General features: G+C 47.7%; 24 protein-coding genes and 1 pseudogene. 9 read left to right on the plus strand and 16 right to left on the minus strand.

From position 1 onward, the window contains the following. Nucleotides 1-16: 16 nt before the first annotated feature. Complete coding sequence (locus QM657_RS05475) at nt 17-712, plus strand: flavodoxin family protein (protein WP_415065567.1); 696 nt, start codon at nt 17-19, stop codon at nt 710-712. Between the two features lie 105 nt (nt 713-817). On the opposite strand, the gene QM657_RS05480 is transcribed toward QM657_RS05475, so the two are convergent. Beyond that, a complete protein-coding gene (locus QM657_RS05480; protein ID WP_415065568.1) occupies nt 818-1,237 on the minus strand; it encodes a hypothetical protein in 420 nt (139 codons plus the stop codon). A 126-nt stretch (nt 1,238-1,363) separates the two neighbouring features. Then, entirely contained in the window at nt 1,364-2,590 is a 1,227-nt protein-coding gene (locus tag QM657_RS05485; RefSeq protein ID WP_415065569.1) for an amidohydrolase, read from the minus strand. 124 nt (nt 2,591-2,714) lie between these two features. Here QM657_RS05485 and QM657_RS05490 point away from each other — a divergent pair, with 124 nt between their 5' ends. Then, entirely contained in the window at nt 2,715-2,855 is a 141-nt protein-coding gene (locus tag QM657_RS05490) for a hypothetical protein (protein WP_415065570.1), read from the plus strand. A 91-nt stretch (nt 2,856-2,946) separates the two neighbouring features. On the opposite strand, the pseudogene QM657_RS05495 reads toward QM657_RS05490, so the two are convergent. The 3 genes and pseudogenes from QM657_RS05495 to QM657_RS05505 all read right to left on the minus strand — a co-directional run. Next, nucleotides 2,947-3,108: pseudogene (locus QM657_RS05495) on the minus strand (MgtC/SapB family protein); the annotation flags it as partial. 360 nt (nt 3,109-3,468) lie between these two features. Continuing rightward, entirely contained in the window at nt 3,469-4,668 is a 1,200-nt protein-coding gene (locus QM657_RS05500; RefSeq protein ID WP_415065571.1) for a M56 family metallopeptidase, read from the minus strand. Further along, entirely contained in the window at nt 4,668-5,057 is a 390-nt protein-coding gene (locus tag QM657_RS05505; protein ID WP_415065572.1) for a BlaI/MecI/CopY family transcriptional regulator, read from the minus strand. Before QM657_RS05505 ends, QM657_RS05500 begins: the two co-directional genes overlap by 1 nt. 243 nt (nt 5,058-5,300) lie before the next feature. On the opposite strand from QM657_RS05505, the gene QM657_RS05510 reads away from it, so the two are divergent. The 3 genes from QM657_RS05510 (at nt 5,301) to QM657_RS05520 (ending at nt 7,588) form a co-directional block, all read left to right on the plus strand. After that, nucleotides 5,301-5,819, plus strand: a complete 519-nt coding sequence (locus tag QM657_RS05510) for a hypothetical protein (protein WP_415065573.1) — start codon at nt 5,301-5,303, stop codon at nt 5,817-5,819. A gap of 315 nt (nt 5,820-6,134) precedes the next feature. Further along, nucleotides 6,135-6,635 (plus strand): hypothetical protein, encoded by a 501-nt coding sequence (locus QM657_RS05515; protein WP_415065574.1) that lies wholly within the window; start codon nt 6,135-6,137, stop codon nt 6,633-6,635. 101 nt (nt 6,636-6,736) lie between these two features. Then, the gene (locus tag QM657_RS05520; RefSeq protein ID WP_415065575.1) at nt 6,737-7,588 is read left to right on the plus strand and encodes a lysostaphin resistance A-like protein; all 852 of its coding nucleotides are present in this window, start codon (nt 6,737-6,739) and stop codon (nt 7,586-7,588) included. 262 nt (nt 7,589-7,850) lie between these two features. On the opposite strand, the gene QM657_RS05525 is transcribed toward QM657_RS05520, so the two are convergent. From QM657_RS05525 to QM657_RS05555, 7 genes are all read right to left on the minus strand, one after another. Continuing rightward, complete coding sequence (locus QM657_RS05525; RefSeq protein ID WP_415065576.1) at nt 7,851-8,114, minus strand: hypothetical protein; 264 nt, start codon at nt 8,112-8,114, stop codon at nt 7,851-7,853. A gap of 133 nt (nt 8,115-8,247) precedes the next feature. Further along, nucleotides 8,248-8,937 (minus strand): MgtC/SapB family protein, encoded by a 690-nt coding sequence (locus QM657_RS05530; protein WP_415065577.1) that lies wholly within the window; start codon nt 8,935-8,937, stop codon nt 8,248-8,250. 39 nt (nt 8,938-8,976) lie between these two features. Next, complete coding sequence (locus QM657_RS05535; protein ID WP_415065578.1) at nt 8,977-9,813, minus strand: MBL fold metallo-hydrolase; 837 nt, start codon at nt 9,811-9,813, stop codon at nt 8,977-8,979. Further along, nucleotides 9,813-11,123, minus strand: a complete 1,311-nt coding sequence (locus tag QM657_RS05540; RefSeq protein WP_415065579.1) for an alkaline phosphatase family protein — start codon at nt 11,121-11,123, stop codon at nt 9,813-9,815. Before QM657_RS05540 ends, QM657_RS05535 begins: the two co-directional genes overlap by 1 nt. 12 nt (nt 11,124-11,135) lie before the next feature. Continuing rightward, nucleotides 11,136-11,969, minus strand: coding sequence for a carbohydrate ABC transporter permease (locus tag QM657_RS05545; protein WP_415065580.1), 834 nt, complete (start codon nt 11,967-11,969; stop codon nt 11,136-11,138). A gap of 12 nt (nt 11,970-11,981) precedes the next feature. Beyond that, entirely contained in the window at nt 11,982-12,875 is an 894-nt protein-coding gene (locus QM657_RS05550; protein WP_415065581.1) for a carbohydrate ABC transporter permease, read from the minus strand. Between the two features lie 105 nt (nt 12,876-12,980). Then, entirely contained in the window at nt 12,981-14,282 is a 1,302-nt protein-coding gene (locus QM657_RS05555) for an ABC transporter substrate-binding protein (protein WP_415065582.1), read from the minus strand. Nucleotides 14,283-14,575: 293 nt separating this feature from the next. Here QM657_RS05555 and QM657_RS05560 point away from each other — a divergent pair, with 293 nt between their 5' ends. Genes QM657_RS05560 through QM657_RS05570 form a run of 3 tightly spaced genes read left to right on the plus strand, consistent with a single transcriptional unit; the run spans nt 14,576 to nt 18,452 of the window. Further along, a complete protein-coding gene (locus QM657_RS05560; RefSeq protein ID WP_415065583.1) occupies nt 14,576-16,051 on the plus strand; it encodes an arylsulfatase in 1,476 nt (491 codons plus the stop codon). Beyond that, nucleotides 16,048-17,223, plus strand: coding sequence for an ROK family transcriptional regulator (locus QM657_RS05565; RefSeq protein WP_415065584.1), 1,176 nt, complete (start codon nt 16,048-16,050; stop codon nt 17,221-17,223). The genes QM657_RS05560 and QM657_RS05565 overlap by 4 nt, the downstream gene beginning before the upstream one ends. After that, on the plus strand, nt 17,220-18,452 hold the full coding sequence (locus QM657_RS05570; RefSeq protein ID WP_415065585.1) for an MFS transporter: 1,233 nt from the start codon (nt 17,220-17,222) through the stop codon (nt 18,450-18,452). The genes QM657_RS05565 and QM657_RS05570 overlap by 4 nt, the downstream gene beginning before the upstream one ends. Before the next feature lie 152 nt (nt 18,453-18,604). On the opposite strand, the gene QM657_RS05575 is transcribed toward QM657_RS05570, so the two are convergent. From QM657_RS05575 to QM657_RS05585, 3 genes are all read right to left on the minus strand, one after another. After that, the gene (locus QM657_RS05575; RefSeq protein WP_415065586.1) at nt 18,605-20,359 is read right to left on the minus strand and encodes an ABC transporter ATP-binding protein; all 1,755 of its coding nucleotides are present in this window, start codon (nt 20,357-20,359) and stop codon (nt 18,605-18,607) included. Continuing rightward, entirely contained in the window at nt 20,356-22,107 is a 1,752-nt protein-coding gene (locus QM657_RS05580; RefSeq protein ID WP_415065587.1) for an ABC transporter ATP-binding protein, read from the minus strand. Before QM657_RS05580 ends, QM657_RS05575 begins: the two co-directional genes overlap by 4 nt. A 95-nt stretch (nt 22,108-22,202) precedes the next feature. Beyond that, nucleotides 22,203-22,826 (minus strand): TetR/AcrR family transcriptional regulator, encoded by a 624-nt coding sequence (locus tag QM657_RS05585; protein WP_415065588.1) that lies wholly within the window; start codon nt 22,824-22,826, stop codon nt 22,203-22,205. A gap of 236 nt (nt 22,827-23,062) precedes the next feature. Here QM657_RS05585 and QM657_RS05590 point away from each other — a divergent pair, with 236 nt between their 5' ends. Then, a complete protein-coding gene (locus QM657_RS05590) occupies nt 23,063-24,166 on the plus strand; it encodes a 5-methyltetrahydropteroyltriglutamate--homocysteine S-methyltransferase (RefSeq protein WP_415065589.1) in 1,104 nt (367 codons plus the stop codon). An 11-nt stretch (nt 24,167-24,177) separates the two neighbouring features. On the opposite strand, the gene QM657_RS05595 is transcribed toward QM657_RS05590, so the two are convergent. After that, nucleotides 24,178-25,062, minus strand: a complete 885-nt coding sequence (locus QM657_RS05595; RefSeq protein WP_415065590.1) for a DMT family transporter — start codon at nt 25,060-25,062, stop codon at nt 24,178-24,180. Between the last annotated feature and the right edge of the window lie 91 nt (nt 25,063-25,153).

Genomic DNA, 25,153 nt, shown 5'->3' on the forward strand with positions numbered 1-25,153 from the left:
TTCGAGGGAGATGTTCATGAAAATTGTCGTAATAAATGGAACGGAAGTGAAAGGCTGCACCTACCATATCAAGGAAGCCTTTTTGGAAGGGTTGAGGAAAGACAATGAAATACAGGAGTTTTACCTTCCAAAGGATTTGCCGCATTTTTGCTGCGGATGCAAGGTTTGTTTTTTCAAGAGCGAAAAAAACTGCCCTCACGCCGAATACGTTTTGCCCATATGGAATGCTGTTTTATCTGCTGACCTGCTTGTCTTTTCCTCTCCTGTATATGCGCTCAGAACGACAGGACAGATGAAGGCTTTGCTTGACCATCTCTGCGTACATTGGATGGTCCATCGGCCGGACGATCACATGTTTACCAAAAGAGCCGTTATATTGACAAATGCAATCGGAGTGTTAAACGGCGGCGCACAAAAGGATATTGCAACCAGTCTTTCATGGCTGGGAGTATCCGATATTAAAAAGCTTGGGATCGGACTGATGGAGGGTGTTATCTGGAATGAATTGTCCGTCAAACGCAGAAAAGCTATTATCAGCAAGGTGAAGCGGCTTTCCAAAAGATATGAAAAACCCGGCAGAGCAAATAAAGGAATCATCGTTTCTGCAAAATTTTTCATGTGTAAAATGATGCACAAAGCTGTTGCTAAAAACGAAAATCCGCTGTCTGCCGACAATCAGCATTGGGTTGAGAAGGGATGGATCAAACTATAAAATACAACTTCCCGCATCACTTCCCACACTCAAGACATCGGTACTGCCATAAGAAAGAGCCCGTCACGGTTTACGGCCATGATGGGCTCTTTTGGTATACTGGTGCTAAAATCTGGAATTTTCATAGTTGTAAGGTATGCTTGTACCAACAACCACATCTTCAATCTTGTCAATAATCAGCCAATCGTCCATATTGCCCTGATGGTCAAAGGCGAGCGGAGGTTCGATTTTCTGAACAGTGTCAAATTCAACCAGACACAGGCATTTCTTGTGCCAGCGCTCCTTTTGCTTTTCGGTTAAATTCAGCTTGTCCTGATTGTTATTTAATATTTTCACAATCTCATCTTCCGTCAGCTTCACGTGGTTTTGAACCGATGTCACAGAGGCAAGAGCGGAAATAAGGGATGTTCCCTTTTCCATAAAGTAAACGGTTTCCCCCTCAAATACCCGGCTGTGGGGTATTTTGCGGCCGGCCGCACCTCTCACAACCATTGTTTTCGTTCCCTCTAAAATTTTATCTAACACATGTTCCCCTTTTTTGCCCGTATTATCACAATACACGAGATGCACCATTCTTGTTTTCCCCCTTTTAATTATATGGAATGACCAATACCTAAAAAAAGGCCTTTATTCAATTTCAGAAGCAGGTCCTCACTTTTGAGAAACAACCTCTCCTTTGAATATGACAACACGTTCCTGGGGAACTCTGGCGACTGCGTGGGCTGCCGATTCAGCGGGAACCAGAACGAAATCCGCAGGGTCGCCGGGCTTGGGCCACTGCAATTCTCCTTCCCAGGATAATGGAGCCACGCCTCTGGTGACCATGGACAGGCATTGTGCCAGGGAACGCTCATCCACCTGATCAAACTTTTCTGCCCCGCGGCTTGCGCGCTGAAGCAGGTCTCCGGTTCCAAAAGGACTCCAGTGATCGTTGATATTGTCATTTACCACATGCACCTTGACGCCATTTCTGCGCAAAAGGGGTAGGTTGGGGGCTCCGTCGAGAGGAACCGCACTGTTAATGGCAATTCCGGCCTGAGACAGACGCTGTGCGATCCGTATAATCTCCTTTTCCGGGTGATCGGCCAGACAGAAGCCGTGGCTGATCTGCACCCTGCCCTCCATCTGATACTTTTCCGTATAGTCCACAATGCGGTGCATTTCAAACAGTCCCAGAGTGCCGCCGTCGTGGAGGTGGATGTCAATCTGCTTTTGGTAAGCTGCCGCCAGATCGAAAACGGTTTTTAAGGAAGCTTCAATATCACCGTCAATGGTGGCCGGGTCCAGGCCGCCGATGGCGGTCACTGCCGGGTGCTTCATGGCCTCTGTAAGCCAGCCCTTCGCCTCTGTCGCCAGGGTGCCATGCTGAGGGAATACCACAATTTCATATTCCAGACGGTGAGAGTTCTTTTTCAGAACCTCGTACACACACTCCAAGTTTTTCAAGCCCACAACCGGGTCCACGTTGACCTGTACCTTTAAAAATGTGGCTCCGTTTCCTGCCACCAAATCAATGAGAGCCTGAGCCTTTTCAGGGGTGCTTTCCAGGAAATTCAGCAGAAAGCCTTCTTCCTCCCGGATTCGGTCCTGCACTCCGTTTGCCACAGGAACAACCGCCTGCCAGGGGCCGCCGTAATGGCCTTTATCCAGGTGGATGTGGTTGTCCGCAAATGCGGGAAGAAGCAGATATCCCTGCCCGTCAATGACCGTTTCCTCCTCCTTTGGTACAGCATCTTTTTCAATGGCACGGATCACTCCGTCCTCAATTCCGATTGCGGCGTATTCCGTTTTAGTGCGGATATTGTTTTCCCTGCTGAAATCGTATCCTGTTTCCATTTTAATATTTGTGAGCCAGCGCATCAGATGATCTCCTTTCATGGATATCCTCATGGCGACCAGTAAAAAATACGGTAACCCTTCTGTGAGAAACCGTATTTTTTGCCGGCAGTATGAGAAATATTGTTTTAAATTGCATGATTCTGAATGCTTATTATTGTACCATATGGCAGTCTTTGTGTCCAGACAGCAGGGACTCCAGACAGCAACTGCGGATGCCGCACTCCTTACTGCCGGCAAAATCAGGCCCATTGACATTCCGTATGAAACCAAAAAAGAAAACGCCTCTTTGAGTAAAGCGGATTGAATCACCCCAAACTTTTCCTAAAAAGACGTTTTCTTTATATATTCTGCAATACTCACATGCCATATCCAAAACATCAGTATTTTTACCTTACATAAATTCCAGCTCCTACCGCCAGCCCAAGGCAGGCCGCGGCCCAAAGCCCGGCAGCAGTCGTCAGGCCCTTCACCTGCTTTGAGGTGACGATGATGGTTCCTGCTCCTAAAAATCCGATTCCGCTGATCACCTGGGCACCCAGGCGGGCCGGATCACCAGTCTGATATATCTCCGTCAAATCATGTGTAATCTCCCGTATCTCCGTATACCGCTTGGCCTTTTCGATGAAAGCCTCCACATCGGATACGGAGTCCATCAGTTTTTGCAGCCTTGCCTCCTTGGCGGGGATCGCATCCCGCAATACCTTCTGCTCATCACTGTAATCGGCAGACAGCATTTGGAACTGCTCATTGGTCACACGTACCAGCACATTATCCTCATAGAGACTTTGAACAGTGAGGTCAGTTCCGCATCCTTTTGCTTTGCTGAATCCAGCTCCCGCTGTAGATTATTTATCTCCTCCCGCAAAAACTCTAAGCTGCGGTTCCCGTAACAGTAAAAGTGTTTGTCATGTGAGATATTACAGCCCCTTAAACAGCACACTCCATAGATTAAACCCTTCGTCATAGTACGGGAAAAATATATCCTTTGATTTCAACTCGCTTATCAGAAACCAGCCCCCGCCGTTTACTGTGTGGAAACCTACCAATGTCGGCCGCTCCCCTTGGAGTACACTCACATTCAAACGCTGTTCGGGTTTTAACCCAACCGATATTGCATATTCATAAAGCTCTTGTTGGGCTAAGGCAATACCGCCTTGCTTCAACAAAACAAATCGTTCCGTGCCCTCAATATGTAAAAAGCTTTTATCATCTGCGAGAAATACACGAATATCCATAGGTGCTGAAACCACCGGTTTTATTATCCCAATAAAACCGACTGCAAACATCGCTGCTGCAATACACACAACTCTAACGGCTGCCTTGGTATTGCCCGGAAATGGTGATACACAAGCCTGAACACGCTCATAAACACCGCTTGGTTCCGAAACGATTCCGGCTACCGCTCGACCAGGAACTTCCTTTTGCGCCTCCCGTAACAGCAGCATACCGTATTCCCGCTTGGAGAAGCCGCTGGACGCTCGCTCATCACATAAAAGCTCCCTGTCTTGACGAATCAGACGCAACGCTTTATGAATGAACGGGCAAAACCAGAAAACGCATTGCACAACCTGGAGAAACCGGTATAGCAATGGGTCATGATGCTTGATGTGCTGCTTTTCATGGGCAATCAGCATCGCCTGTTCGGTGGATGTGTACGCTTTCTTAAACTCCGGTGGCAGATAGATATGCGAACGTCCTCTGTAAAAATAAGCTGCGCAGCCGGTCATTTTACCCTCTTTCAGCAGGCGTAACGTATATTTGTGCGCCCTGTGTGTTTTTAGGGCAGAGAAAATAAATCCAAAAAACCAGATAAGACTCCATAACTTGAACGTCCAATATAAAAGCGGGATATCAGCAATTGTGCCGTCCTGCATAAAAGGAAAGAACTTCAGTTCCTGTGCTATGATAATGGCGCTACGCTCAAAAGGGATAAACAAGGCAAGCAGACAAAGCCCCCACTGCCATGAGCGAATGGCAGGTGAGAGCTTTCTACGCACCTGCATGATGAAACCAATTAAAATAGCCAGCACAAAAGCCGCAAACAGAATCCTGCCGGTCAAAAGGCTTAACAGTGTTGTAAGCTTCGGAAGATAGCCAAACATAATCCGATTTACCATCACACTCCATCCTCCTTTTTTGCCTCCAGTAGTGCAGTCAGTTCCTTGATCTGCTCCGGGCTTAAATCACTGTCACCAATGAAGCGCGCCAGCATTCCCCCTACATCGCCCCTGTAATAGAGCGATACGAAATCCCGGTTTTCCTTTTCCACGCATTCGTCCTCAGTTACCCTGGGGCGGTAATGGTATATGCGGCTGTCTGCAGCATCAACTGTAAAATCCACAAAGCCTTTTGAAACCAACCTTTGCAGAAGTGTTTTGATGGTCGTCGGGCTGCGGTCGCGCCCGTCCTTTACTTTTGTGACAATTTCGGCGGAGGTCATCGGCTCGTCGCTTGCCCAAAGCACCTGCATGATGTACCACTCCGAACTGGAAATATTGTATTGCATAAGCATCTCCTTTTTAATCGAAAACATTTGTAGTCGATTTCTCGACGAAAGCCCTTTACTTTTTCAAAAATCAGACGATATATATAATGACTACATATGTAGTTAAATTTTGATATGGAGGCGAAAAGGCTCTCTTAACAGAATTATAAACGACTTTCCTAATGATAACAAGTATATTGCGAAGCGAATTGCTTGTTATACAAATTGACTACAAATGCAGTCAAAAGAAAGGTGGCATGAAAAATGGTAGGTTTAGGATCAGCACAAATGAACGCTTTGTTGTCCTCGCAGGCAGTGCTGAAGCACACAAGCGATTTAAGCAGAAATCGTAACATGATGAAAGGCGAAATGGGCGTGCTTAACAGTGAGATCAAGACGGACAAGGGACGTGGCATAGACACGTCGAACAAAGAAGAAAGAGTTTCGGAATTAGAAGCCAGTTCGAACAACCTTATGGGGCAGATTGCGGAAAACACAGATAAGCTAAACGATAAGGTTGCTGATGATAACGAAAAAATCAACAAGGAGAAGGCTGCCGAGAAAGCGAAAGAAGCAGAAGTTGCCAAGGCACCAGAATCGGTTGCTTCAACACCGGATGGCGTATCTGAGACAGGCGGTACATATGCAAAATCTGTAGATGGAGATATAGTGGACATCAGTACCTACGGACGAAGAATGACGGCTTACGCCCCTATGACTGTGCCGGAAACTCCTCTCCCGCAGCCGATGCCTGTTGGTGAGCTTCTTAACGTCAAGGTATAGAATTCTGAGAACCTGTTCCTATAATCGAAAAATCGTCGCCAAGACGATCGTTTCACACTATGGGAACAGGCAACCCTCTTACACCGTGCCAAAAATTATATAAGCAGAAAAAACCGTGCGGATACTTCTTATGTCAGCTTTAAGAATACATTATCACAGGGCGCATTATAAAAGAACGTTAGTATCGTTGTGAACAAAATACATTCGCTCCAGTAGGCGAATTAGAACAAGGCTGCAGGAAATTTATATAACCTTGTTCAAAAACTTAACTTTATAGTAAATTAGATGATAAAAATTAGCAAGGAGGTATTAATTATGATAAACTCAATAAATCCTACATATGCAGGACCTATACAGAAATTTACCGTAAATAGCATTCCTAAAAATATATCAGATAGGCAATCTTCACAAATAATAAATCAAGAACCTCGTTGTGACAAATTAGAACTAAACAATGAGGTGATTTCAAAAAGTATGCTTTTAAATGCGCCATGTGAAATCAAAATAAACAAACCTCGTGAGTGGACAATTGCCATTGAAGCATTAGATAGTCGCATTAGTCATATAGATGAAAGTCTAAAAAAGGCGGATAGTCTGAACTTGTCATTTAATGATAGAGTTGAGTTTATAAAAAATGAGGGGATAAACTGGGTTAAGGATGTAAAACAAAATGACCCCGAAATGTTTGTGCAGTGGCTTAAAATGAATAAAGATAATATCGAAGCAGGGCGCTCCGACTTAGCAAGTTTGCCATCTGATTTTACTATGAAAGATTATTATTCGTATGTAAAAGAGCCATTTTCTGTTTTAGTATAACTACACATACTATGAGCATTCATTCCTGTAGGCGAAGTAAAGTAAAGCTACAGGAAATTTATATAACTCACGCAAGTTCAATAAGTGCAGGAGGTTTGGAAATGAAAAAGGAACACGCGCAAACAGTGCTTGGAATTATATTGTTTATTTATTTCATATGCTTTGCATTCCGTGGAATTGAGTATATGTTTATCAGGACCGATCAAAGTATTTTAGGGGAAGCTTTTATACATAAACTAATAGGAATTGGCATTCTGTTCGTAGCAATAAAGTATTTATCTATTGGTATAAACGAAATAGGCTTCCTTTCCCAAAGGGTTCTTAAAAGCATTCTGTATGGATTGTTGCTTGGATCATCCGTTTATGCATTGGCTTATGGGTTTGAATTTTTTATGACTTCTATGTCAGGCAATACGCCGTCATTGAAGCTTTACGTGACAAGTTATTCTGTCGAGGGCAATTTAGGAAATCAAACAGAATTTTTATTCTTTGCCATTTGCATTATTGGCAACATCATAAATGTTGTTATGGAAGAAGGCATTTTTAGGGGACTGTTTTTGAAACTTGCAGAAAAGAAATATTCATTTCACATTGCTGTAATTATTTCGTCCGTGTTGTTCGGATTTTGGCATATAGCCTCCCCTCTGCGAAGTTTTTTGGACGCAGAAAGAAGTATTGGCGGCACACTTACGATGATGCTCCTGCTTATTGTAACAACAGGAATTACGGGGGCAAAATTTTGCCTGCTTACAAAAATATCAGGCTCTTTGTGGCTACCGATGGCAGACCATTTTTTTAACAATACCATCATCAACATATTGCACATTTCTACTATAACAGGTGCAGATGAATTGCAATTTATGCGGATTACCATCGCACAAACGGTCTCATTTGTCGTTGTACTTGTTGTCTTCTGTAAAGGAAAATTCTACAACAAAAAGACATTCAGATAGCATATCAAGATTATGAGCATTCGCTCCTATAAGCGAATCAGAGAAGGCTACAGGAAATTTATTGCTTATTGAACAAAGCCCATTTACTAAGGCCGAGATAAAGAGGGTGTTGCAAAAAGCATTATTGAAAATGTAGACGCCCCTTACCCACGAAAACACGAGATGGCTGATTTTATCAGTCACTCTCGTGTTTTTCTGGATTAGGGAGCTGTTGAGCTTTTAGATTATGCTTTTTGCAACAACCCTGCGTAATATAATGGTGCTAAAATCTGGAATTTTCATAGTTATAGGGTATGCTTGTACCCACAACCATATCTTCAATCTTATCAATAATCAGCCAATCGTCCATATTGCCCTGATGGTCAAAGGCCAGCGGAGGTTCGATTTTCTGAACACCGTCAAATTCGACCAGGCACAGGCACTTTTCATGGATATCCTCATGGCGACCAGTAAAAAATACGGTAACCCTTCTGTGAGAAACCGTATTTTTTGCCGGCAGTATGAGAAATATTGTTTTAAATTGCATGATTCTGAATGCTTATTATTGTACCATATGACAGTCTTTGTGTCCAGACAGCAGGGACTCCAGATAAAAGCTGCGGATTCAGCACACCTCACTGCCGGCAAAATCAGGCCCATTGGCATTCAGTATTTTTACCTCACATAAATTCCAGCTCCTCCAGATATTTCACTCCTTTAATCCTACTCATCTTCTGGATCGCTTCTATATGATTGATGGGCATATCCATCTTCACCCAAAAGGTGGCACCAACATAATCCGTATAACCCCCTCTGGAATTGAGTTCTAAATCATCCAACTGGCACCCCATTTCCCGAAGCTGTTCAATAAAGCTGCCCAGCGCCTCCATGGTCTTAAACTCTGCAAAGAAATGGATGTGATTGGAATTGAGACACAAATAGCGGTCAATCCTCTGCATCATGGACATGATGAGCAGCAGGAATGCCCCTGCCACCATAGACCCCATATAAAAACCGGCCCCTACCGCCAGTCCAAGACAGGCCGCGGCCCAAAGCCCGGCAGCAGTCGTCAGGCCCTTCACCTGTTTTGAGGTGACGATGATGGTTCCTGCTCCTAAAAATCCGATTCCGCTGATCACCTGGGCACCCAGGCGGGCCGGATCACCGGTCTGATATCTCTCCGTTAAATATTCTCCCGTGATCATCACCAGGGCCGAGGCCAGACAGACGATCATATAAGTGCGCAGCCCTGCCGGCCTTCGTTTTCTTCCCCGCTCAAAACCCAGGATTCCCCCCAGTATGACTGCAATGGTCAGGCGGGTTAAAACAGATACCAGATTTATGCTTTCAAATATTTCCCCGCTTATCATGGACACCCTCCTTTCTCCTGTACGAAAGCCGTCTGTGTTTTACTGCCATTGAAGCATCAGCCCATCCCAGGCCGCACGGATTCCCGCCTCACCCAGCTTTTTCTCCAGTTCCTGGTGATTCATCCCGCAGTTGTGGGAAAAATGAGTGGCAGCGATCACAGTAGAAGAAGTCAGACAGCCCTCTTCCTCTAAGCGTTTTACAACCAGAAGATTTTCTTCTATCCCCATGTGGACACTGCTGCGGTATCCGCCGGCCCCAAACGTGCAGTCCAGGCTCACAAGGGAAAGCGCCTTTCCTTTCAGAAATGCGTAAGCCTCCTCTCCCAAAAGCCCGGTATCATTGGCATAAAGGATTCTGTTTTCCCCCTCTTCCACCAGATAGATAAAACACATTTCCGCCGGATCATGGTTTGCAGGGATGGGGGTAACCGTCAGTTCCTCTATCCTGATTTCTGTAAACGGCTCGGCTGGAAGAAACAGGACAGACGGGTCATCTTCTCTTCCAAACTCCTCTTTTAAGCTTTCCGCTCCCAGGCGGCAGACCTTGGAATTTCCATAGACCTGCAACGGCTTCTCATCAAGGATATGGCAGTAGTTTGCGCTGCTTCGGCGGGTCAGTTCCGCACCGTCAAAGTGGTCGCTGTGGGAATGGGTGATACAGGCCGCCTTTACCTTCCATAAGTCCAGGTCATAGCGAAGCTTATGAAAGTACAAATCCGGAGAAATGTCCAAAAGCAGCTTATCATTGATCAAAGCGCTGGCCCTGGTGCGGATGTCCTTTCCCTTCTGCTCCGAAGCTTTTTGACACGTTTCACATTGGCAGAAAACGGCAGGGATTCCTTCCGCCGCTCCTGTACCTAAATACCGGACCTTCATCAGAAATCTCCCCCCGTTTCTTCCTTCCACATCTCTTTTCTGGCGATTCCGTCCATGGGGTCCGTTTTCATATTCAGCCAGTGGCAGATTGAGGGCAGAATATCAATAATCCCCATCGTTTCCATCTTGACAGGGGCCACATCCTCTCCCCAGGCAAACATCATGGTCTGATAATCTTTTCCATCGGGAAGATATCCGTGAACGCCTTTATAATGGCTTTCCACGATTCCCTCTTCATCGGCTGACGCCTCATATCCGGACTCAAAATAATAACCGTCCTTCGCCTCAAGGACCAGATCGGCCTCTTTTGCGCAGCCCAGATGTTCAAAATCCTCTTTCTCCATGACCCGGCTCACGCCCCTGTTTGCGGCAAAGGCTTCCTTTATCGCGGCAATCACCGGCTCCTTATCCCCGCCCTTTATGTAAATATAGGCCATTCCGTCACCGGAGTCCAAATAAGCCCTGTAATCTGCGAGCTTTTCCTTTTCATAGACACAAAAGCCCAGACGCTCCAGAACCATATTTCCGTGAATGGCATAAGACACCTGTTTTTGGGAATGGTCGCCGGTGAACAAAAGCGTCACATCTTCATTGTCCCGCTGCCTTGCATACTCCATGAGCTGCCCCACAAATTTATCATACTGTCTCAGATAGTACCTGGACTTTTTGGAATAGATGCCATCCGTATGCTTGGCATCATCCAGTCCATAAATATGGAGCAAAGCGATATCAAAATCATACCGGTTCAGAGCGTCTAAGAACCGGTTCATCATGGATAAGTCCAAATGAGGCTGTTTTCCCAGAAACCATGCTTTGGGAAGGGCTCTGTCCGCTAAAAGGGTCCTGACAGCAAAACCGGGGGTTCCGTACTTACACAGCACCTTCATCTGGCGGACAAAGCTGTCCATGTTCCAGACCTTAGGCTTGACCGGAGACATTTCCGGCATGGAATAGGCCATGTGCGCCCCGGCGCTGACGGGCCAGGACATGCTCATCAGCCGTTTTCCGCTCTCGTTGGCATAGTCCCATATGGCCCTACGCTTTAAATTGGAAGCGTAAAAATTCCATTTCTGGATTTTGGCAAAGGGGTCTAAAACATAATTGTTCACGATTCCATGGGAGGAAGGGCGGCAGCCTGTCGCAATGCTGGCATGGCTTGGAAATGTGAGGGATGGGTATACCGAATGCACATGGGTGCAGTAAGCTCCCTCTTCCATGATCCTGGAAAAATGAGGCAGGGTCTTCACATATTTTAAATCCGTGCAGGATAAGGCATCAAGGGATACCAAAATCAGCTTTTTTCTTTTCATCTCAACTCCTCCTTACCCTTTCACTGCTCCTGCCGTCAAGCCTCCGATAATCTGCTTCTGCATGAGAATATAGAATACCATAATTGGCAGCATGGAAATCAGGAATGACGCAAAAATCAAACCAAAGTCCGTCTGATATGCCGTTTTAAAGTTATATACATAGAGAATCAGCGTCCAAAATTTCGACGATTTGTTCAGCACCAGCAGGGGAAGCTGGAAATCATTCCACACCCAAAGGGCATTCTGAATTGCCACGGTAGCCAGTATGGGCTTCATAAGGGGCAGAATCACCTTGCTGTACGTTCCAAAAAAGCCTGCCCCGTCAATATAAGCGGCTTCCTCCATATCCGGGGGAATGGACTGGAGATAACCGGCGCAGAGGAACACCCCCTCACAGGTGGAACCGGCGATGTAGAGCACAATAATTCCCGGCACGTTCATCATGCCCAGCTTGCTGGCGATAATGATCAGCGGAATCATTTTCGCCTGGAAGGGAACAAAGAGGCCGATGATCAAAAAGTAATAGAAAAACCGGAGAAAACGGTTATTTGCCATGGTCCGGGACACGCCGTAAGCCGTCAGCGGAAGGGTCACTGTGCTGACGAACAGGAAAACGCCTGCGATCAAAACGGAGTTTATGAAAGCGTATTTGAGCTCGTTCTTGTCAAAGAGGGTTTTAAAATTGTCCAGATACAAAGGTACCGGAAGGGAAAACCAGCTTTCTGCAATCTGCAGATTTGACTTAAAGGCAGTCATCACCACGAGAATCAGAGGAAGGATTATGGTGACGGCCCCGGACAGCAGGATCACGTATTTTAATGCGTTCAGTATTTTACGTTGGCTCATATCCATTTCCTCCTAGTAGATTCGTTTTCTGTTTGACCAGACAATCTGGATAAACGAAACGGTGCAGACAATCACTGCCAGTATCAAAGCCTCTGCCATTGCCACGCTTAAGCGCCGCTCCACAAAACCGTGGTTATAGATCAGCATCGCCATACTCTCCGTGGAGCCGGCAGGGCCGCCCTGGGTCATGGACATGATTAAGTCAAACACCATAAGCCCCTGTTTTAAGGTCAGCACAAATACCATGGTGATGGTGGGAACGAGAAAAGGCAGGGTGATGTAGAGAAACCGCTTCCAGGCCGTCGCGCCGTCCAGGCTGGCAGACTCCTCCAACTCCTTTGGAACGGTCTGAAGGCCCGCCAGAAACAGGACCGTGGGAATGGCCAGCCCCTGCCATATGGCTACGAACAGGATGGCGTACATGGCGGTATCGGGCTTTGACAAAACGCTGATCTCCCAGCTTTCAAGGCCAAGGCTTGCACCGAGCTGAGGCAGTCCCTTTGTGATGATGCTGTTAAACACTAGTCCCATGGTCAGCAGCGGCAGCACTGCCGGGAAAAAGAACACGGAACGGAACACGGTCTTGCCCTTTAAGCTGCTGTTTAGAATGAGGGCCAGCACCAGGCTTAAGGACACGATGAACAGAACCAGAAGGGCGCTGTACTTTACGTTGAACATGACTGTTTTTAAAAAACGGGAATTGCTGAACACCATCCGGTAATTGTCAAATCCCACAAAGTTCAGTTTTTTGTTGATTCCGTTATAATCGGTGAAGCTGTAAAAAATTCCGCCAATAATGGGGGCAATAAAAAAGATCACATAGATGATTGCCTGGGGAACTGCAAATAGGCTCAAAATAATGGACTGTTTTTTAAAAAACGTCATCCTTCTGTTTTGGCTGTTCATTTTCTTTCTCCCTCTATCAGAGTACGGCTGCCGTTTATCGGAATTACCGGGAAACGGCAGCCGCATGGTATCACATATCCTGGCAGAAATCCAGGTTACGGTTGCTTACTCTTCATTCTGAAAATATTCCACGCTGATGGAATCGCTGTCCTTTAAGAAGGCGTTCACGTCCTTGGAAAGAATCAACTGCTGAAGCGGTGCTTCCCAGCTCTTGCGAAAGCCTGCCGGCCAGTATACGGACGGGCTGAAGAACATGTCTCCTGATTTCAGCTTCTCGCTCATGGTCTGAAGCTGAGGACGCTTGTAATCCACGGTCTTGATGACGGAAGGATTCTGCTCGGTATCGGCATAATACTGTGCAATCTCCTTGGAGCCCATGAATGCCAGGAACTTAAGGGCTGCTTCCTTGTTCTCGCAGCTTTCTGTGATGGAAAGCGCCGTATCAATGCTGGCTGGAACCTTGGCGAGTTCTCCTGTAGGATTGGGAATGGTGATCATCTCAATATCCAGGTCCGGATTTAAGTTGAGAATGGTCTGGATTCCCCAGCTTCCGTAGAATATCATAGCTGCCTTTTCTGTTGCGATATCGTTGAATGCATCCTCATAGCCTGCGCCTAATGTGTCCTTCTGTCCATACTGGCGAAGCTGGAGCATGGCGTCTGCGAGAGCTTTCATCTCTTTTTCATTTTCCCAGGCTGTCTCACTTTTGCCCACCTTTTTAAACTGGGAGGTGATGTCGTTATTGATGACGCCTATGAGTCTTTCTGCCATCTGTCCCAACTGCTCTGTGGATTTGTCATAGAATGCGAAGGGCTGGATTCCTTTTGCCTGGAATGCCTCTGCTGCGGCAATGAGTTCATCCCATGTCTGGGGCTTTTCAATGCCGTTTTCCTCAAACAGCTTATTGTTGACGATAAGGCCATAGGCGCTCATTGTCATGGAAAGGGCGTAATCCTTGCCGTCGTATTTGGCAATCTCTCTGGTTTCATCTGCGATGTCATTTAAAAATGCCTGATCGGAAATATCCATCAGAGCTCCGTCTCTCATTAAATCCCGGTAAAATTTTTCTGCCGGCCAGATGGTCACGATATCAGGATAATCGTTGGAAGCGATTCTCGTAACCAGGGCTGTTTCAGGGTCAGGAACGCTTGTCAGTTCGATCTTGATTTCCGGGTTCTGGGCTTCAAAGCGGGTGATGATTTCCTTAAACACATCCACCACGTTTGTTTTTTGCAGATACAGCTCCAGGGTGACCTGGCCCCCTGCTGCTCCGGCAGTTTCCCCTGCTTTGGTGGCGGCTGCCTCTCCGGCCGGTTTGTCAGACGTTTGCCCTCCGTTGCCGCAGCCGGCTAAAAGTGAACAGACCAGGCCTAACGATAATGCGATCGCTCCGATTCTTTTTTTCATGATTGATTCTCCTCCTTATTTGGATAGGTTCATTGACTTTATGTAGATGGCACCATCTTAGCAAGTTTTCCTTATCAAGTCAATAGGGGATTTAAAGTTTTTTGTAAACTTTGCACCTTTTTTACTGTGTTTTTTAAGTTTATTCGTATTTTTTCACCACTTAATCGGGGTTTTCCTAAAACACATTTACTTTTTTTCCAGAATGGCGTATAATATTTTTATTGATTTAGCAATTATTCCTTACTATCTTTGTATGGAATTTATGAATGAAATTTCACTTTAAGGAGGCACTTATGAAAAAGCCCAATATTGTTCTAATCATGTGCGACCAGATGCGGGGGGACTGTATGGGAGTTGCAGGGCATCCGGATGTGCAGACGCCTTACCTGGATTCTCTGGCAGCAGAAGGCACTTATTTTCCCAATGCCTATGCTTCCTGCCCAAGCTGCATCCCGTCAAGAGCCGCCTTATTCACCGGCATGAGCCAGGAACGCCACGGCAGGGTGGGCTATCAGGACGGTATTGACTGGGATTATCCCAACATGCTTCCCAAAGTCCTCTCAGACCACGGCTATCACACAGAAGCTGTTGGAAAACTTCACGTTCATCCGCCCCTTCGGCGCTGCGGCTTTCATAACCTGACCCTCCATGACGGATATATCGGCTTTTACCGCAAGGCCGGCATTCCCGCAAGGCAGCACCAGCTTCGAAACGACAGCTACTTAGGCTGGCTGAAAGACCGGCACGGAAATGATGCGGATGTCAACGATACCGGGTTGGAATGCAACTCCTTCATCGCTTCCCCCTGGGTGTACGACGCCATGTCCCACCCTACCAACTGGACTGTGACGGAGAGCATCCGCTTCCTGGAAAAACGGGACCCTGACCTGCCATTTTTCCTGATGACCTCTTTTGTGAGGCCTCATCCGCCTCTGGACGCTCCCTCGGAATACTTTGACCTTTACCGCAGCCGTGAGCTTACGCCTCCGGCCATGGGCGACTGGGAGGACTTTTCCGGGAAGGCAAAGGATTACGAAGGGCTTTACGATTCTCCCTACGGAACGAAAAATGATGCGGTCAAAAAAGATGCCATGACCGGCTATTACGCCTGCATTACCCATATGGACCATCAGATCGGGCGGCTTTTACAGGCCCTTTACCAGCAGGAGGTTTTAGAGGACAGCATCCTGATTTTCCTCTCTGACCACGGAGAGCTGCTCTTTGATCACGGCCTGTTCCGGAAGGTACAGCCTTACCAGGGCAGCATCCGGATTCCCATGATCATCCGGGTAGGAAAGAACCTCATTCCGGATAAAACTCAGGTCCGGGTCTGCGACGATCTGGTGGAGCTGAGGGACGTTATGCCTACCATTCTGGATGCTTTAAATCTGGCCCTGCCTGACGGAGCCGATGGGCAGAGCTTCTTTTCTTCTCTGTTTGGAGAAAACGGCTTTAACAGGGAATATTTACACGGCGAACATAGCTGGGGAGAACTGTCCAACCAGTTCATTGTCACGGCTTCGGACAAGTATATCTGGTACAGCCAGACAGGGCAGGAACACTATTTCCGTCTGGACCAGGACCCCAAGGAGCTTCACGACTTAATCCGGGACCCAGGCAGCCAGGAGCGGATTGCCTGTCTGCGGGACCATCTGATCGAAGTTTTAAAGGGCAGGGAAGAAGGCTATTCTGACGGCATTTCCCTGATTCCGGGTAAAGAGCCGGTATCCCAGTTAAAAAACATATCTGACAAACAGGAGCAACTATGAAAAAAACAGTAAACTTAAGCCACGTCCGCACAGTCAATCAAAGGGCTATTCTGGATGCCATCTTCCAAAACGGGGAAAGCTCCAAGGCCCAACTGGCCCGGATGCTGGACATGAGCAAGCCGTCCATGGCCGACAACGTGGCAGCGCTTTTGCAGATCGGCATTATTAAAGAGATGGGGGAAGGGGCCTGTTCCAGCGGCGGCGGCAGAAAACCGACTCTTTTGCGTTTCTGCGATGACTTTAAATACATTATTGTGATGGATTTCCAGTATCAGCACTCTTATTTTTGTCTCAGCGATTTAAGAGGCACCATCATCAATCAGTTTACTATCCAGCAAACGCCTACTGCTGATTTAAATTCCTGGATCACCATGTGCATCAACGCGGTATCCATGCTGATGGCCTCTCAGGGCATTACCCATCAGGATTTAGCGACCATTGCCGTGTCAGCTCCCGGTATTCTCAATGACAGCGACAAGAACTATATTGTCAGCTCCAAATACGGGGACTTTAACGTGGGACAGATGGAAGAACAGCTTTCCGCTGCATTTCCCGTTCCTGTCCTGATCAAAAACAGCACCAACGCTTCCGTCCTGGGAGAATGGTGCTGCGGCGGCGGACAGGATAAAAGACATCTGGCTTTTATAAGCTGCGGACAGGGCGTGGGTGCCGGTATCCTGCTAAATGGTAGGCTGTATGAAGGAAGCCATCTGGCAGCAGGTGAGATCGGTTTTTCCATCACCCCGGAAACCTTAAACTCCAAAAATGCTTCCCTGGAAAACAGGATTTGTATTGACTCTGTATTAAAGCAGCTCAATGATGGCCGCCAGGACCCCCCCCTCACTTTCCCGGATATGATCAGGCAGTATCAGACCAGCGATCCTGAAATCATTGGGATGGTGGACCTTATCAGCACTGAATTAGGCTGTGCGGTCTGCAACCTTTTGTCCGTCATTGACTGTGAACTGGTGATCATCGGCGGTGATTATCTGGCCTTTGAGGAACGGCTGATCCCCGGAATACAGAAAATCGTTGACAGCCACGCTGCCATCCCGGTTCCTGTCATCCCCTCAAGGCTGGGAGAAAAGGCATCTGTTTTGGGCCTGATCGCTACCAGCCGGGAATTTTACTTTAAGCAGATTTGCACCAGATCCGCCGGAGATGAGCAATGAAAAAACACCGTATCTTATTCCTTTTATGCTGGATCGCCTATTTTTCCACCTATATCGGACGGCAGAACTACACGGCTTCCATGTCGGAAATCATCGCCGCAGAGGGCTATTTAAACCGCACCTGCGGGCTGGTGGGAACCGGATTTTTCATCACCTATGGGGTAGGACAGATTATCAGCGGGTTTCTGGGGGACCGGTTTCACCCCAAGTGGATGATTTTTACAGGGATTTTCTTATCTTCCTTATCCAACCTTTCCATGGCTTTTCTGACCACACCGGAGGCCATGACAGCGGTATGGTGCGTCAACGGGGCCGCCCAGTCCATGACCTGGTCGCCTTTGCTGCGTATTTTTGCGGAATACCTTCCTGAGGAAGAACAGAAAACAGCCTGTGTCAATATTGCCACGACATATCCGGCAGCCGTATTTCTCATCTATCCTCTGTGCTCCTTTCTGATCTATATTTCCGGCTGGAAGATGGTGTTTCTGGTGTCCGGCGGCTTTATGGCGGCAGTGTCCGCCCTATGGATTTTGGGCTTTACCAGGCTGGAGCGCTTATATCCGGAAGGAGAGCGCAGCTACAGCAGGAAGACCCTGGATGAATACGGCACTATGGGACAGGATTTCCGGTTTACGGGAAGCCTGGTTCTTCTACTGTCTCTGGCCGGCTTTCTTCTCACGGTTCAGGGAGCGCTGCGGGATGGGGTGACGGGCTGGGTGCCTTCTTACTTATCAAATACGTATCAGGTGGGAACCTTTATCGCCATCTTTGCTACCGCATTTCTTCCGTTTATTAATTTATTCGGCGTGTATTTCGCTAATCTGATTTACCGGAAGGGGAAGAAAAATGAACTGGAAACCACCATGATCCTGTTTGTGATCTCCCTTTTTTCCATCTTTTGTCTGATCGTGTTTGAAGGAATGTCACTGTTTTTATCCCTGTTCTTCTTTGCCGTGACCACTTCCTGCATGATGGGCATTAATGTGATGCTGGTCAGCTTTATTCCTTCTTACTTCATCCGCTTTGGCAAGGTGTCCACCATCTCAGGCCTGCTCAATTCCACGGTTTATATCGGAAGCAGCATAGCCACCTATGGTCTGGGAGCTTTGGCGGATACTGCAGGCTGGTCCTTTATACTGAAATTTTTGTGCGCGGTGGCAGGCGCGGGGGTTCTTGGAAGTTTGATCTGCATTCCCCGGTGGGGGAAATTCCTGAAAGAAAATGGCTGATAAAAGATATCTGTCTCTCACTTTATGGGCGGCATTGATCACGACTGGAATCAGTTTCTTCGCATGCGGCATTTCTTATGGGATTCATTAGCTGCTATTAAAAAAGGTGTGCCCGTTGTTATAGAGGCACACCTTTTCTTATTTTTCAGGCATTAAGACGGACCAGTCACTCTGCTCCAACCGCGGCTGTTTTCTCTGGCCGTTATAAAATTCTTATAAATACCGCCTTTTTCCATCAAATCCTCATGAGTTCCCTGCTCTTTAATACCGCCCTCTGCAATGACCAATATCTCATCCGCATGACGGATGGTGTTCAGCCTGTGTGCAATGACCAGCAAAGTCTTTCCCTTGCACAGCTCGCTGATGGCCTGCTGGATATAGCTTTCATTATCCGCATCCACGCTGGCTGTCGCCTCATCCAGAATGGCGATGGGAGCGTCCTTTAAAATGCACCGGGCAATGGAAATCCGCTGCTGCTCCCCTCCGGAAAGGCTTGCGCCGCCCTCTCCCACCAATGTGTCAAAGCCCTCCGGCAGAGCCATAATAAAATCGTAGCACCTTGCCTTTTTGGCCGCCTCCATCACTTCCTCCCGGCTGGCCCCCGGCCTTCCCATGCTGATGTTATTGTAAATCGTATCCTGAAACAAATACACCCGCTGAAACACCATGCTGATATGGTCCATCAACTGACTGAGGGGAACATTTCTTACATCCTTTCCCCGCACCAGAATCCGCCCGGATTTCACATCCCAAAACCGGGCTAAAAGGCTTGCAATGGTGGATTTTCCTCCGCCTGACGGTCCCACTAAAGCCAGCATCCGGTTCTTTTCCAGATCAAAGGTGATGTCGTGGAGCACATCTTTTTCACCGTAGGCAAAGCTGACGCGTTCAAACTGTACCTCAGGAGCATCACTCTGCTCCGGAATCTCCTCCCTGCCTGTGTCCAAAAGCTCCTGCTGCGCAAACACATCTTCAATGCGGTCCATGCAGCTATCCATCACCGTAAGCCGTGCGCTCTGTCCGTACAGGGCCTTTAATGGGCCGAACAAGTCAAATACAAAGAGCATGATTCCCACCAGATAAGGCACATCCAGCTTTCCCTGAAAATACAAGAATACAGAAAGGGCCGTTACCGCAACCACGCCAAAGCCGTAAACCAGATTCAGCCCCCTCTGCCATGGGGTGTGGTTTTCCTCAAACTCCAGACTGGTGCGGCACGTCTCCCGAAAGCTGTCGGAAAGAGCCTGAGACTTCTCCCCCAGCAGGTTGTAGGTCTTGATGATGCCAATTCCCTCGGTAAAGTCCAAAACCGCCTCCGTCAGGTTTTCAAGCTGTTCCTGGCGGATCGCGGAATCTTCAAGGGCCTCCTTTTTCAGCCCCCGTGCCACCAGCAGAATCAGAACAAGCACAGCCAGCCCCGCAAATCCCAGCCATATGTCAAAGTAGAACATAAATGCCAGCAAAATGCCCTGTGAAAAGATGTAGCTCATCATATCTGCCAGCACACTCATGCAGTTTTCTTCAATGAACACCATATCCGTAGAGAGCACGGAACTGATCTTTCCTATGTTCCCTTCCGTGAAATAGCCCATGGGCATTTTACGCAAATGAGCCCCCAGCTCCATCCGCTTGTCAGCAAAGAGGAGAAAGCCTGCCGCTGACTGGAGCCGGTCTGAAATATTGTGAAACAGAATTTGAAGCAGAAGAATGACAACCAGGGTAATTCCAATGCCCAGGGACAGCTCCGGAGCTTCCGTCCCGTGATAAAAAGCGGAAAGCACAAAAAGCGCAAGGCCGATGGGTGCATTTTTCAAAATTCCTTTTAAAAAGGAGAACACAAAAGCTACAGCAATCCTGCCCTTGTACTTCCCGGAAGCGGTGAAGATGCGTTTCATTAACGCTGTCATAAGGTATTGCCCCCTTTCTCGGTGCTGACCTTCCACTGCGCGCTGCCTTCGGCTGCCTGCCAGAGCCTTTGATAAGCCGGGCAGGTTGTGAGCAGCTCTTCATGGGTTCCTGCTGCTGCCAGATTTCCCGTCTCCAGCACGCAGATCTGGTCGGCGTTTATGATGGAGTGGAGCCGGTGGGCGATGACGATAACAGTCTTCCTCTCAATGACCTGGGCGATGGCTTCATTCATCTTTTCCTCATTCTCCGGGTCCATAAATGCTGTGGCCTCATCGAGAACCACAACAGGCGCATTTTTCAAAATGGCCCTGGCTAAAGAAATCCGCTGCCTCTCCCCTCCCGAAAGCTGCCTGCCTCCGTCTCCTGCCATGGTATGAATGCCGTTTTCCAGCCGGTCCAGGAATTCGCCGCACTGCGCTTTTTTAGCAGCTTCCAGCACTTCCTCATCCGTTGCCTCAGGCCTGCCCAGCCGGATGTTTTCCATCAAACTCATGTTGAATAAAAACTGTTCCTGAGCCACATAGGATATCTGGTTATTAAGGGCCTCCAGGCTCATGTGCTGCACGTCCTGGCCTCCGATTCTGACAGAGCCTTTTGTCACATCGTAGAAATGGACCAGCAGTCTGGCAAGAGTGCTTTTTCCGCTTCCCGACTCCCCAACCAGTGCAGTCAGACTGCCTTCCGGCACCTCAAGGGTGATTCCGTGAAGCACCTCTGCTTCCTTATACGCAAAGCTCACGTTCTCAAATTTCACTCCGTGATCTTTGCCGGAAAATGGCTCTGCCGACTGGATGAGAGGCGGCTCATTCATCATCTGCTCCAGACTGGATATGGTATAGTCAATGCGGGCCATGGTGGGAAGAAAGCTTATGGCCCTTAAAAGAGGGCCGCTGATTCCAAAGGACATGCACAGCGCAAGGGCCAGACCGGGAAGGGTGGAATACCCCTTCATGACAAACCAGGAGCCCACCGGAAGGACAAAGAGGGCCACGCAGGGAACCAGGCTGTTATAAATGGCCATCCAGGGCCAGCACGCCTTGTACCAGGCCAGGGTGAAATCCCGGTAGCTCCTGATATCCTGCTCATACCTATGATACGATTCGCCGTCCCGGTTGAATACCTTGACCACCTCCATGCCGTTGATATACTCCACGATGGTGTTGTTCATCTTCTGGGCCGACTCATAATAGTCTTCCATTTTGCTCGTGCCGCTCCGGTACATCATCATCATGGCAACCATTCCAAAAGGCAGGGAGGCCAGGGCCAGAAGGGCCATCCGCCAGTCCGCCAGAAACATGCCCAGAAATACGAGAACAGGGATGGTCACGTTGGCAATTCCCTCCGGAAGGGCATGGGCGAGAGGAAGCTCTATTTTTTCAATGTCATCGATGAACATTTTTTTGACGGCGCCCACCCCTTTTTCCTGAATCATGCCCAGAGGCAGGCTCTCCAGCTTTGCCTGCAGGGAAATCCTCAAGTTTTTCAAGGTGTTGTAGGCTGAATTATGGGAAAGAGAAAGCCCCCGGATATAGATCACGGCATAGAGCACCGTACAGATTGCAATGGCGGCAATGCGCCAGATCATATACTCTGCTGCAACTGTTTCCCCCATCAGCAGAGGCCTGATGATCTGGTAGATGAACCAGAACGGCAGCACCTGCATCACCATGCCGGCCAGCATGGCGGCTACGGCGCAGTAAGTTGTTTTTCGGTGCTCACCGGCATATTCCAGTACCTTTTTAAACAAAACAAATCCCTCCTTTTATTGATTGATTTAGGTTAGATAAAACTAACCCATTGGCAAACAGAAATCCCTTTGACAAAGGGATTGCTGGTCGCAGGTTAAATAACGGGTGCGTCAAACCCTAAAGCCCGGCTCCAGTGAAACAGGCTGCATATGATGCGGCTGTGAGCCTCCATCTGTTCCCACGTATATCCGTGGATAAAGGGTTCGCAGACAGCCGTCCAGAATGCGGAAAGCAGGATGTGCATTTCCTCCTCAGAGATATCCCCGTGAGTGAGCCCCCGGACTTTGGCTTCCTGAAAATATTCGTAGGTCTTAGCCGTCATTTTGTCTGCCAGGTCGTGCTGAAAATTTGCATACCGGGTCCCTCCTGCACTGGAAATGAGCAGGGTAAACCCCTCCTGGTGTTCATAGAGAAACCGGAACCACTCCGGCATGCTCTCTTCCATCTCCCATGCGCCCACCAGTTCCTCGTCAGAGAGGTCTTTCACCTGGGCAGAGCTTCGCATTTCTACAAAACCATCCAGAGCTGCAACCGTATCCGCTACCACGGCACAGAACAAATCTTCCTTCCCCTTATACCGCTTATAAAGTGCCCCTGTCGTGACCCCTGCCTCCTGGCAGATTGTTTTTAAGGATGCCTTTTCAAATCCATGGGCAAGAAACTCCTTCTTTGCGCTCTCCATAATCCGCGGGTCAATGGAACGATCTGGCTTTGACATGTATTATTTCACCTCCTTCTCATAACCGATAATTAAATTATCGGTATTTTAGTTATCAGTTTATCAGGCCTTATGGAGATTGTCAAGGAATTATCTATAACTGTTCCGTATCCAGTGATAGATTTAAGTTATTGCAAACTATAATTTTTATATATTAACACATGTCAGCCGAAATGATATATAATGCATTGCAGAGGTATTGATCAAATAAATTCCACATAAAAGGAGAGTAAAATATGTTAAATATTAAATATGATATTGTCGGTTCTTTTTTAAGACCGTCACAGATAAAGACAGCAAGAGCTCAATACGCAAACGGGGAAATATCACTGGCAGAATTAAGAGCGGTTGAGGATGAGGCGATTTCAGATTTGGTTGAAAAAGAGGCGGCTCACGGCCTGAAATTTGTGACTGACGGAGAATTCCGCCGCAGATGGTGGCACTTGGACTGGCTTAAGGAGTTTGACGGCTTTACAACGGAACATTTGGACATAGAACGGGGTGGTGTCATCAACCACATTGAGCTGGGTTACATCACCGGAAAGATTTTCTATGACCCGGACCGCTCTCACCCGGAGATCGAGGCCTACGATTTTCTCCACAAGGAAGCAGGGAAATATCCCGGCATTACAGCAAAGAAATGCATTTCCGGGCCAAATATGATTCTGGTGGACAACTATCTTCAGCTTGGCATTAAAGAAGTTCCCTATTATGGCAGCGATGTGGAAGGGCTGATTGAGGACATTGCCATCGCATACCAGAACGCAATTAAGGATTTGTATGCCCACGGATGCAGATACCTTCAAATTGACGATACTTCCTGGACTTATATGATCGACGAGAAATTTTTGCAGAAAGTAGCTTCTCTTGGATATAAAAAAGAAGAGGTGTTGGATTGGTTCCAGCGCGTATCCACCAAGGCGTTGGAAGGCAGGCCTGAGGACATGGTAATTGCCACTCATTTCTGCAAGGGCAATTTTAAGGGAAATCCTCTTTTCTCAGGCTTTTATGACACGGTAGCCCCCATCATCAGCCGGATTCCCTATGACGGATTTTTCGTGGAATATGACGATGAGCGCTCCGGCTCCTTTGAGCCCTGGGCGGTGTTAAAGGGGAGTGATGCCACCTTTGTGGCCGGTCTGATTTCCACCAAGAATCCGGAATTAGAAAGCCTGGAAGACCTTAAGAGAAGATATGCAGAAGCGAAGGCTGTTGTGGGAGACAATATCGCACTTTCTCCCCAATGCGGATTTGCCTCCGTGGAAGAAGGCAACTGCATTGATGAAGAAACCCAGTGGAAAAAGATTGACTTGCTGGTTTCCTGCAAGGATTTTATATAATGACCGGGCACTCAGCGGGAGCCTTTCAGGCTTGACAGTTCTCCGACGGCTGCTCCGCCGATGATGAAGATTCCTCCAAGAATCTGAACAACCGACAATCTCTCCTGCAAAAAAGCTACGGCAAATACCACGGCTGACAATGGCTCCAAATAGCCGAAAATTGCGATGGTCCCGGCGGGCAGCTTTTCAATGGAAGAAAAGTAGAGATAACACCCAATCCCTGTATTGACGATTCCCAAAAATAATACAGGGAGCAGGTTCTGTGACAGGGAAGCCATGGGAAATCCCTGCTTTGCCATCATAAACAGCGACAGAGTCACGAAGCTGACAATCAACTGGAGCATGGCATTTTCCAGTCCGGTGATCGTTTTGGCCTTTTTGTTGAAAATAACCATAAAAGCGTACATGACCGCGGAAAGTATTCCGTAAAGGAGGCCCCAGGAAAATTCATTTTGCTGCAGGGCCTCTCCATTGATCAAAAGCATTCCGGCTAAAACGATCCCAAAGCCTGTGATCCTGCCCATGCCCAGCCGTTCATGAAAAATCAGAGGGGACAGGGCCATTACAATGACAGGTCCGCAATAGTACACCAGCGTTGCCATGCTGACCCCGATCTTGGTATAAGCTTCAAAGAGGAGCATCCAGCTCACCCCCATGGCCACCCCGGAAATGCTTAAAAACATCAGGTGCTTTTTGTTCCGAAAGCCCTGCATTTTACCTTTTGAAAGCAGGAACACTGCAATGAGAAATAAACTTCCCAGCAAAGTCCTGAAAAAGACGATTTCATAGCTGTTGAGGGAAATCCGGCTTGCCACAACTCCATTGGAACCGAAAAACAAAAGGGATAAAAGGTATTTGAAATATGCCTGGGGCCGTTTGCCGCCTGCCATGCTCATGATATGGTACTTCCTCTCTTAAATAATCTTATGTTGTGCGTACAGTAACAGCGTGCTTCTGCGAGTTAGTATACCATATTTTTACCAATCC

This window comes from Lacrimispora sp., from assembly GCF_047605665.1.
GTDB lineage: Bacteria > Bacillota > Clostridia > Lachnospirales > Lachnospiraceae > Lacrimispora.

Bases quoted from the DNA above. Each gene is read 5' to 3' on its own strand.
- QM657_RS05560 (WP_415065583.1), top strand. From the start codon at position 14,576: ATGAAAAAGCCCAATATTGTTCTAATCATGTGCGACCAGATGCGGGGG.
- QM657_RS05525 (WP_415065576.1), bottom strand. From the start codon at position 8,114: ATGCAATTTAAAACAATATTTCTCATACTGCCGGCAAAAAATACGGTT.
- QM657_RS05595 (WP_415065590.1), bottom strand. From the start codon at position 25,062: ATGAGCATGGCAGGCGGCAAACGGCCCCAGGCATATTTCAAATACCTT.
- QM657_RS05540 (WP_415065579.1), bottom strand. From the start codon at position 11,123: ATGAAAAGAAAAAAGCTGATTTTGGTATCCCTTGATGCCTTATCCTGC.
- QM657_RS05590 (WP_415065589.1), top strand. From the start codon at position 23,063: ATGTTAAATATTAAATATGATATTGTCGGTTCTTTTTTAAGACCGTCA.
- QM657_RS05565 (WP_415065584.1), top strand. From the start codon at position 16,048: ATGAAAAAAACAGTAAACTTAAGCCACGTCCGCACAGTCAATCAAAGG.
- QM657_RS05570 (WP_415065585.1), top strand. From the start codon at position 17,220: ATGAAAAAACACCGTATCTTATTCCTTTTATGCTGGATCGCCTATTTT.
- QM657_RS05515 (WP_415065574.1), top strand. From the start codon at position 6,135: ATGATAAACTCAATAAATCCTACATATGCAGGACCTATACAGAAATTT.
- QM657_RS05510 (WP_415065573.1), top strand. From the start codon at position 5,301: ATGGTAGGTTTAGGATCAGCACAAATGAACGCTTTGTTGTCCTCGCAG.
- QM657_RS05575 (WP_415065586.1), bottom strand. From the start codon at position 20,359: ATGACAGCGTTAATGAAACGCATCTTCACCGCTTCCGGGAAGTACAAG.
- QM657_RS05530 (WP_415065577.1), bottom strand. From the start codon at position 8,937: ATGATAAGCGGGGAAATATTTGAAAGCATAAATCTGGTATCTGTTTTA.
- QM657_RS05550 (WP_415065581.1), bottom strand. From the start codon at position 12,875: ATGAACAGCCAAAACAGAAGGATGACGTTTTTTAAAAAACAGTCCATT.
- QM657_RS05505 (WP_415065572.1), bottom strand. From the start codon at position 5,057: ATGCAATACAATATTTCCAGTTCGGAGTGGTACATCATGCAGGTGCTT.
- QM657_RS05535 (WP_415065578.1), bottom strand. From the start codon at position 9,813: ATGAAGGTCCGGTATTTAGGTACAGGAGCGGCGGAAGGAATCCCTGCC.
- QM657_RS05520 (WP_415065575.1), top strand. From the start codon at position 6,737: ATGAAAAAGGAACACGCGCAAACAGTGCTTGGAATTATATTGTTTATT.
- QM657_RS05545 (WP_415065580.1), bottom strand. From the start codon at position 11,969: ATGAGCCAACGTAAAATACTGAACGCATTAAAATACGTGATCCTGCTG.
- QM657_RS05555 (WP_415065582.1), bottom strand. From the start codon at position 14,282: ATGAAAAAAAGAATCGGAGCGATCGCATTATCGTTAGGCCTGGTCTGT.
- QM657_RS05500 (WP_415065571.1), bottom strand. From the start codon at position 4,668: ATGGTAAATCGGATTATGTTTGGCTATCTTCCGAAGCTTACAACACTG.
- QM657_RS05475 (WP_415065567.1), top strand. From the start codon at position 17: ATGAAAATTGTCGTAATAAATGGAACGGAAGTGAAAGGCTGCACCTAC.
- QM657_RS05490 (WP_415065570.1), top strand. From the start codon at position 2,715: ATGGCAGTCTTTGTGTCCAGACAGCAGGGACTCCAGACAGCAACTGCG.
- QM657_RS05585 (WP_415065588.1), bottom strand. From the start codon at position 22,826: ATGTCAAAGCCAGATCGTTCCATTGACCCGCGGATTATGGAGAGCGCA.
- QM657_RS05485 (WP_415065569.1), bottom strand. From the start codon at position 2,590: ATGAAAGGAGATCATCTGATGCGCTGGCTCACAAATATTAAAATGGAA.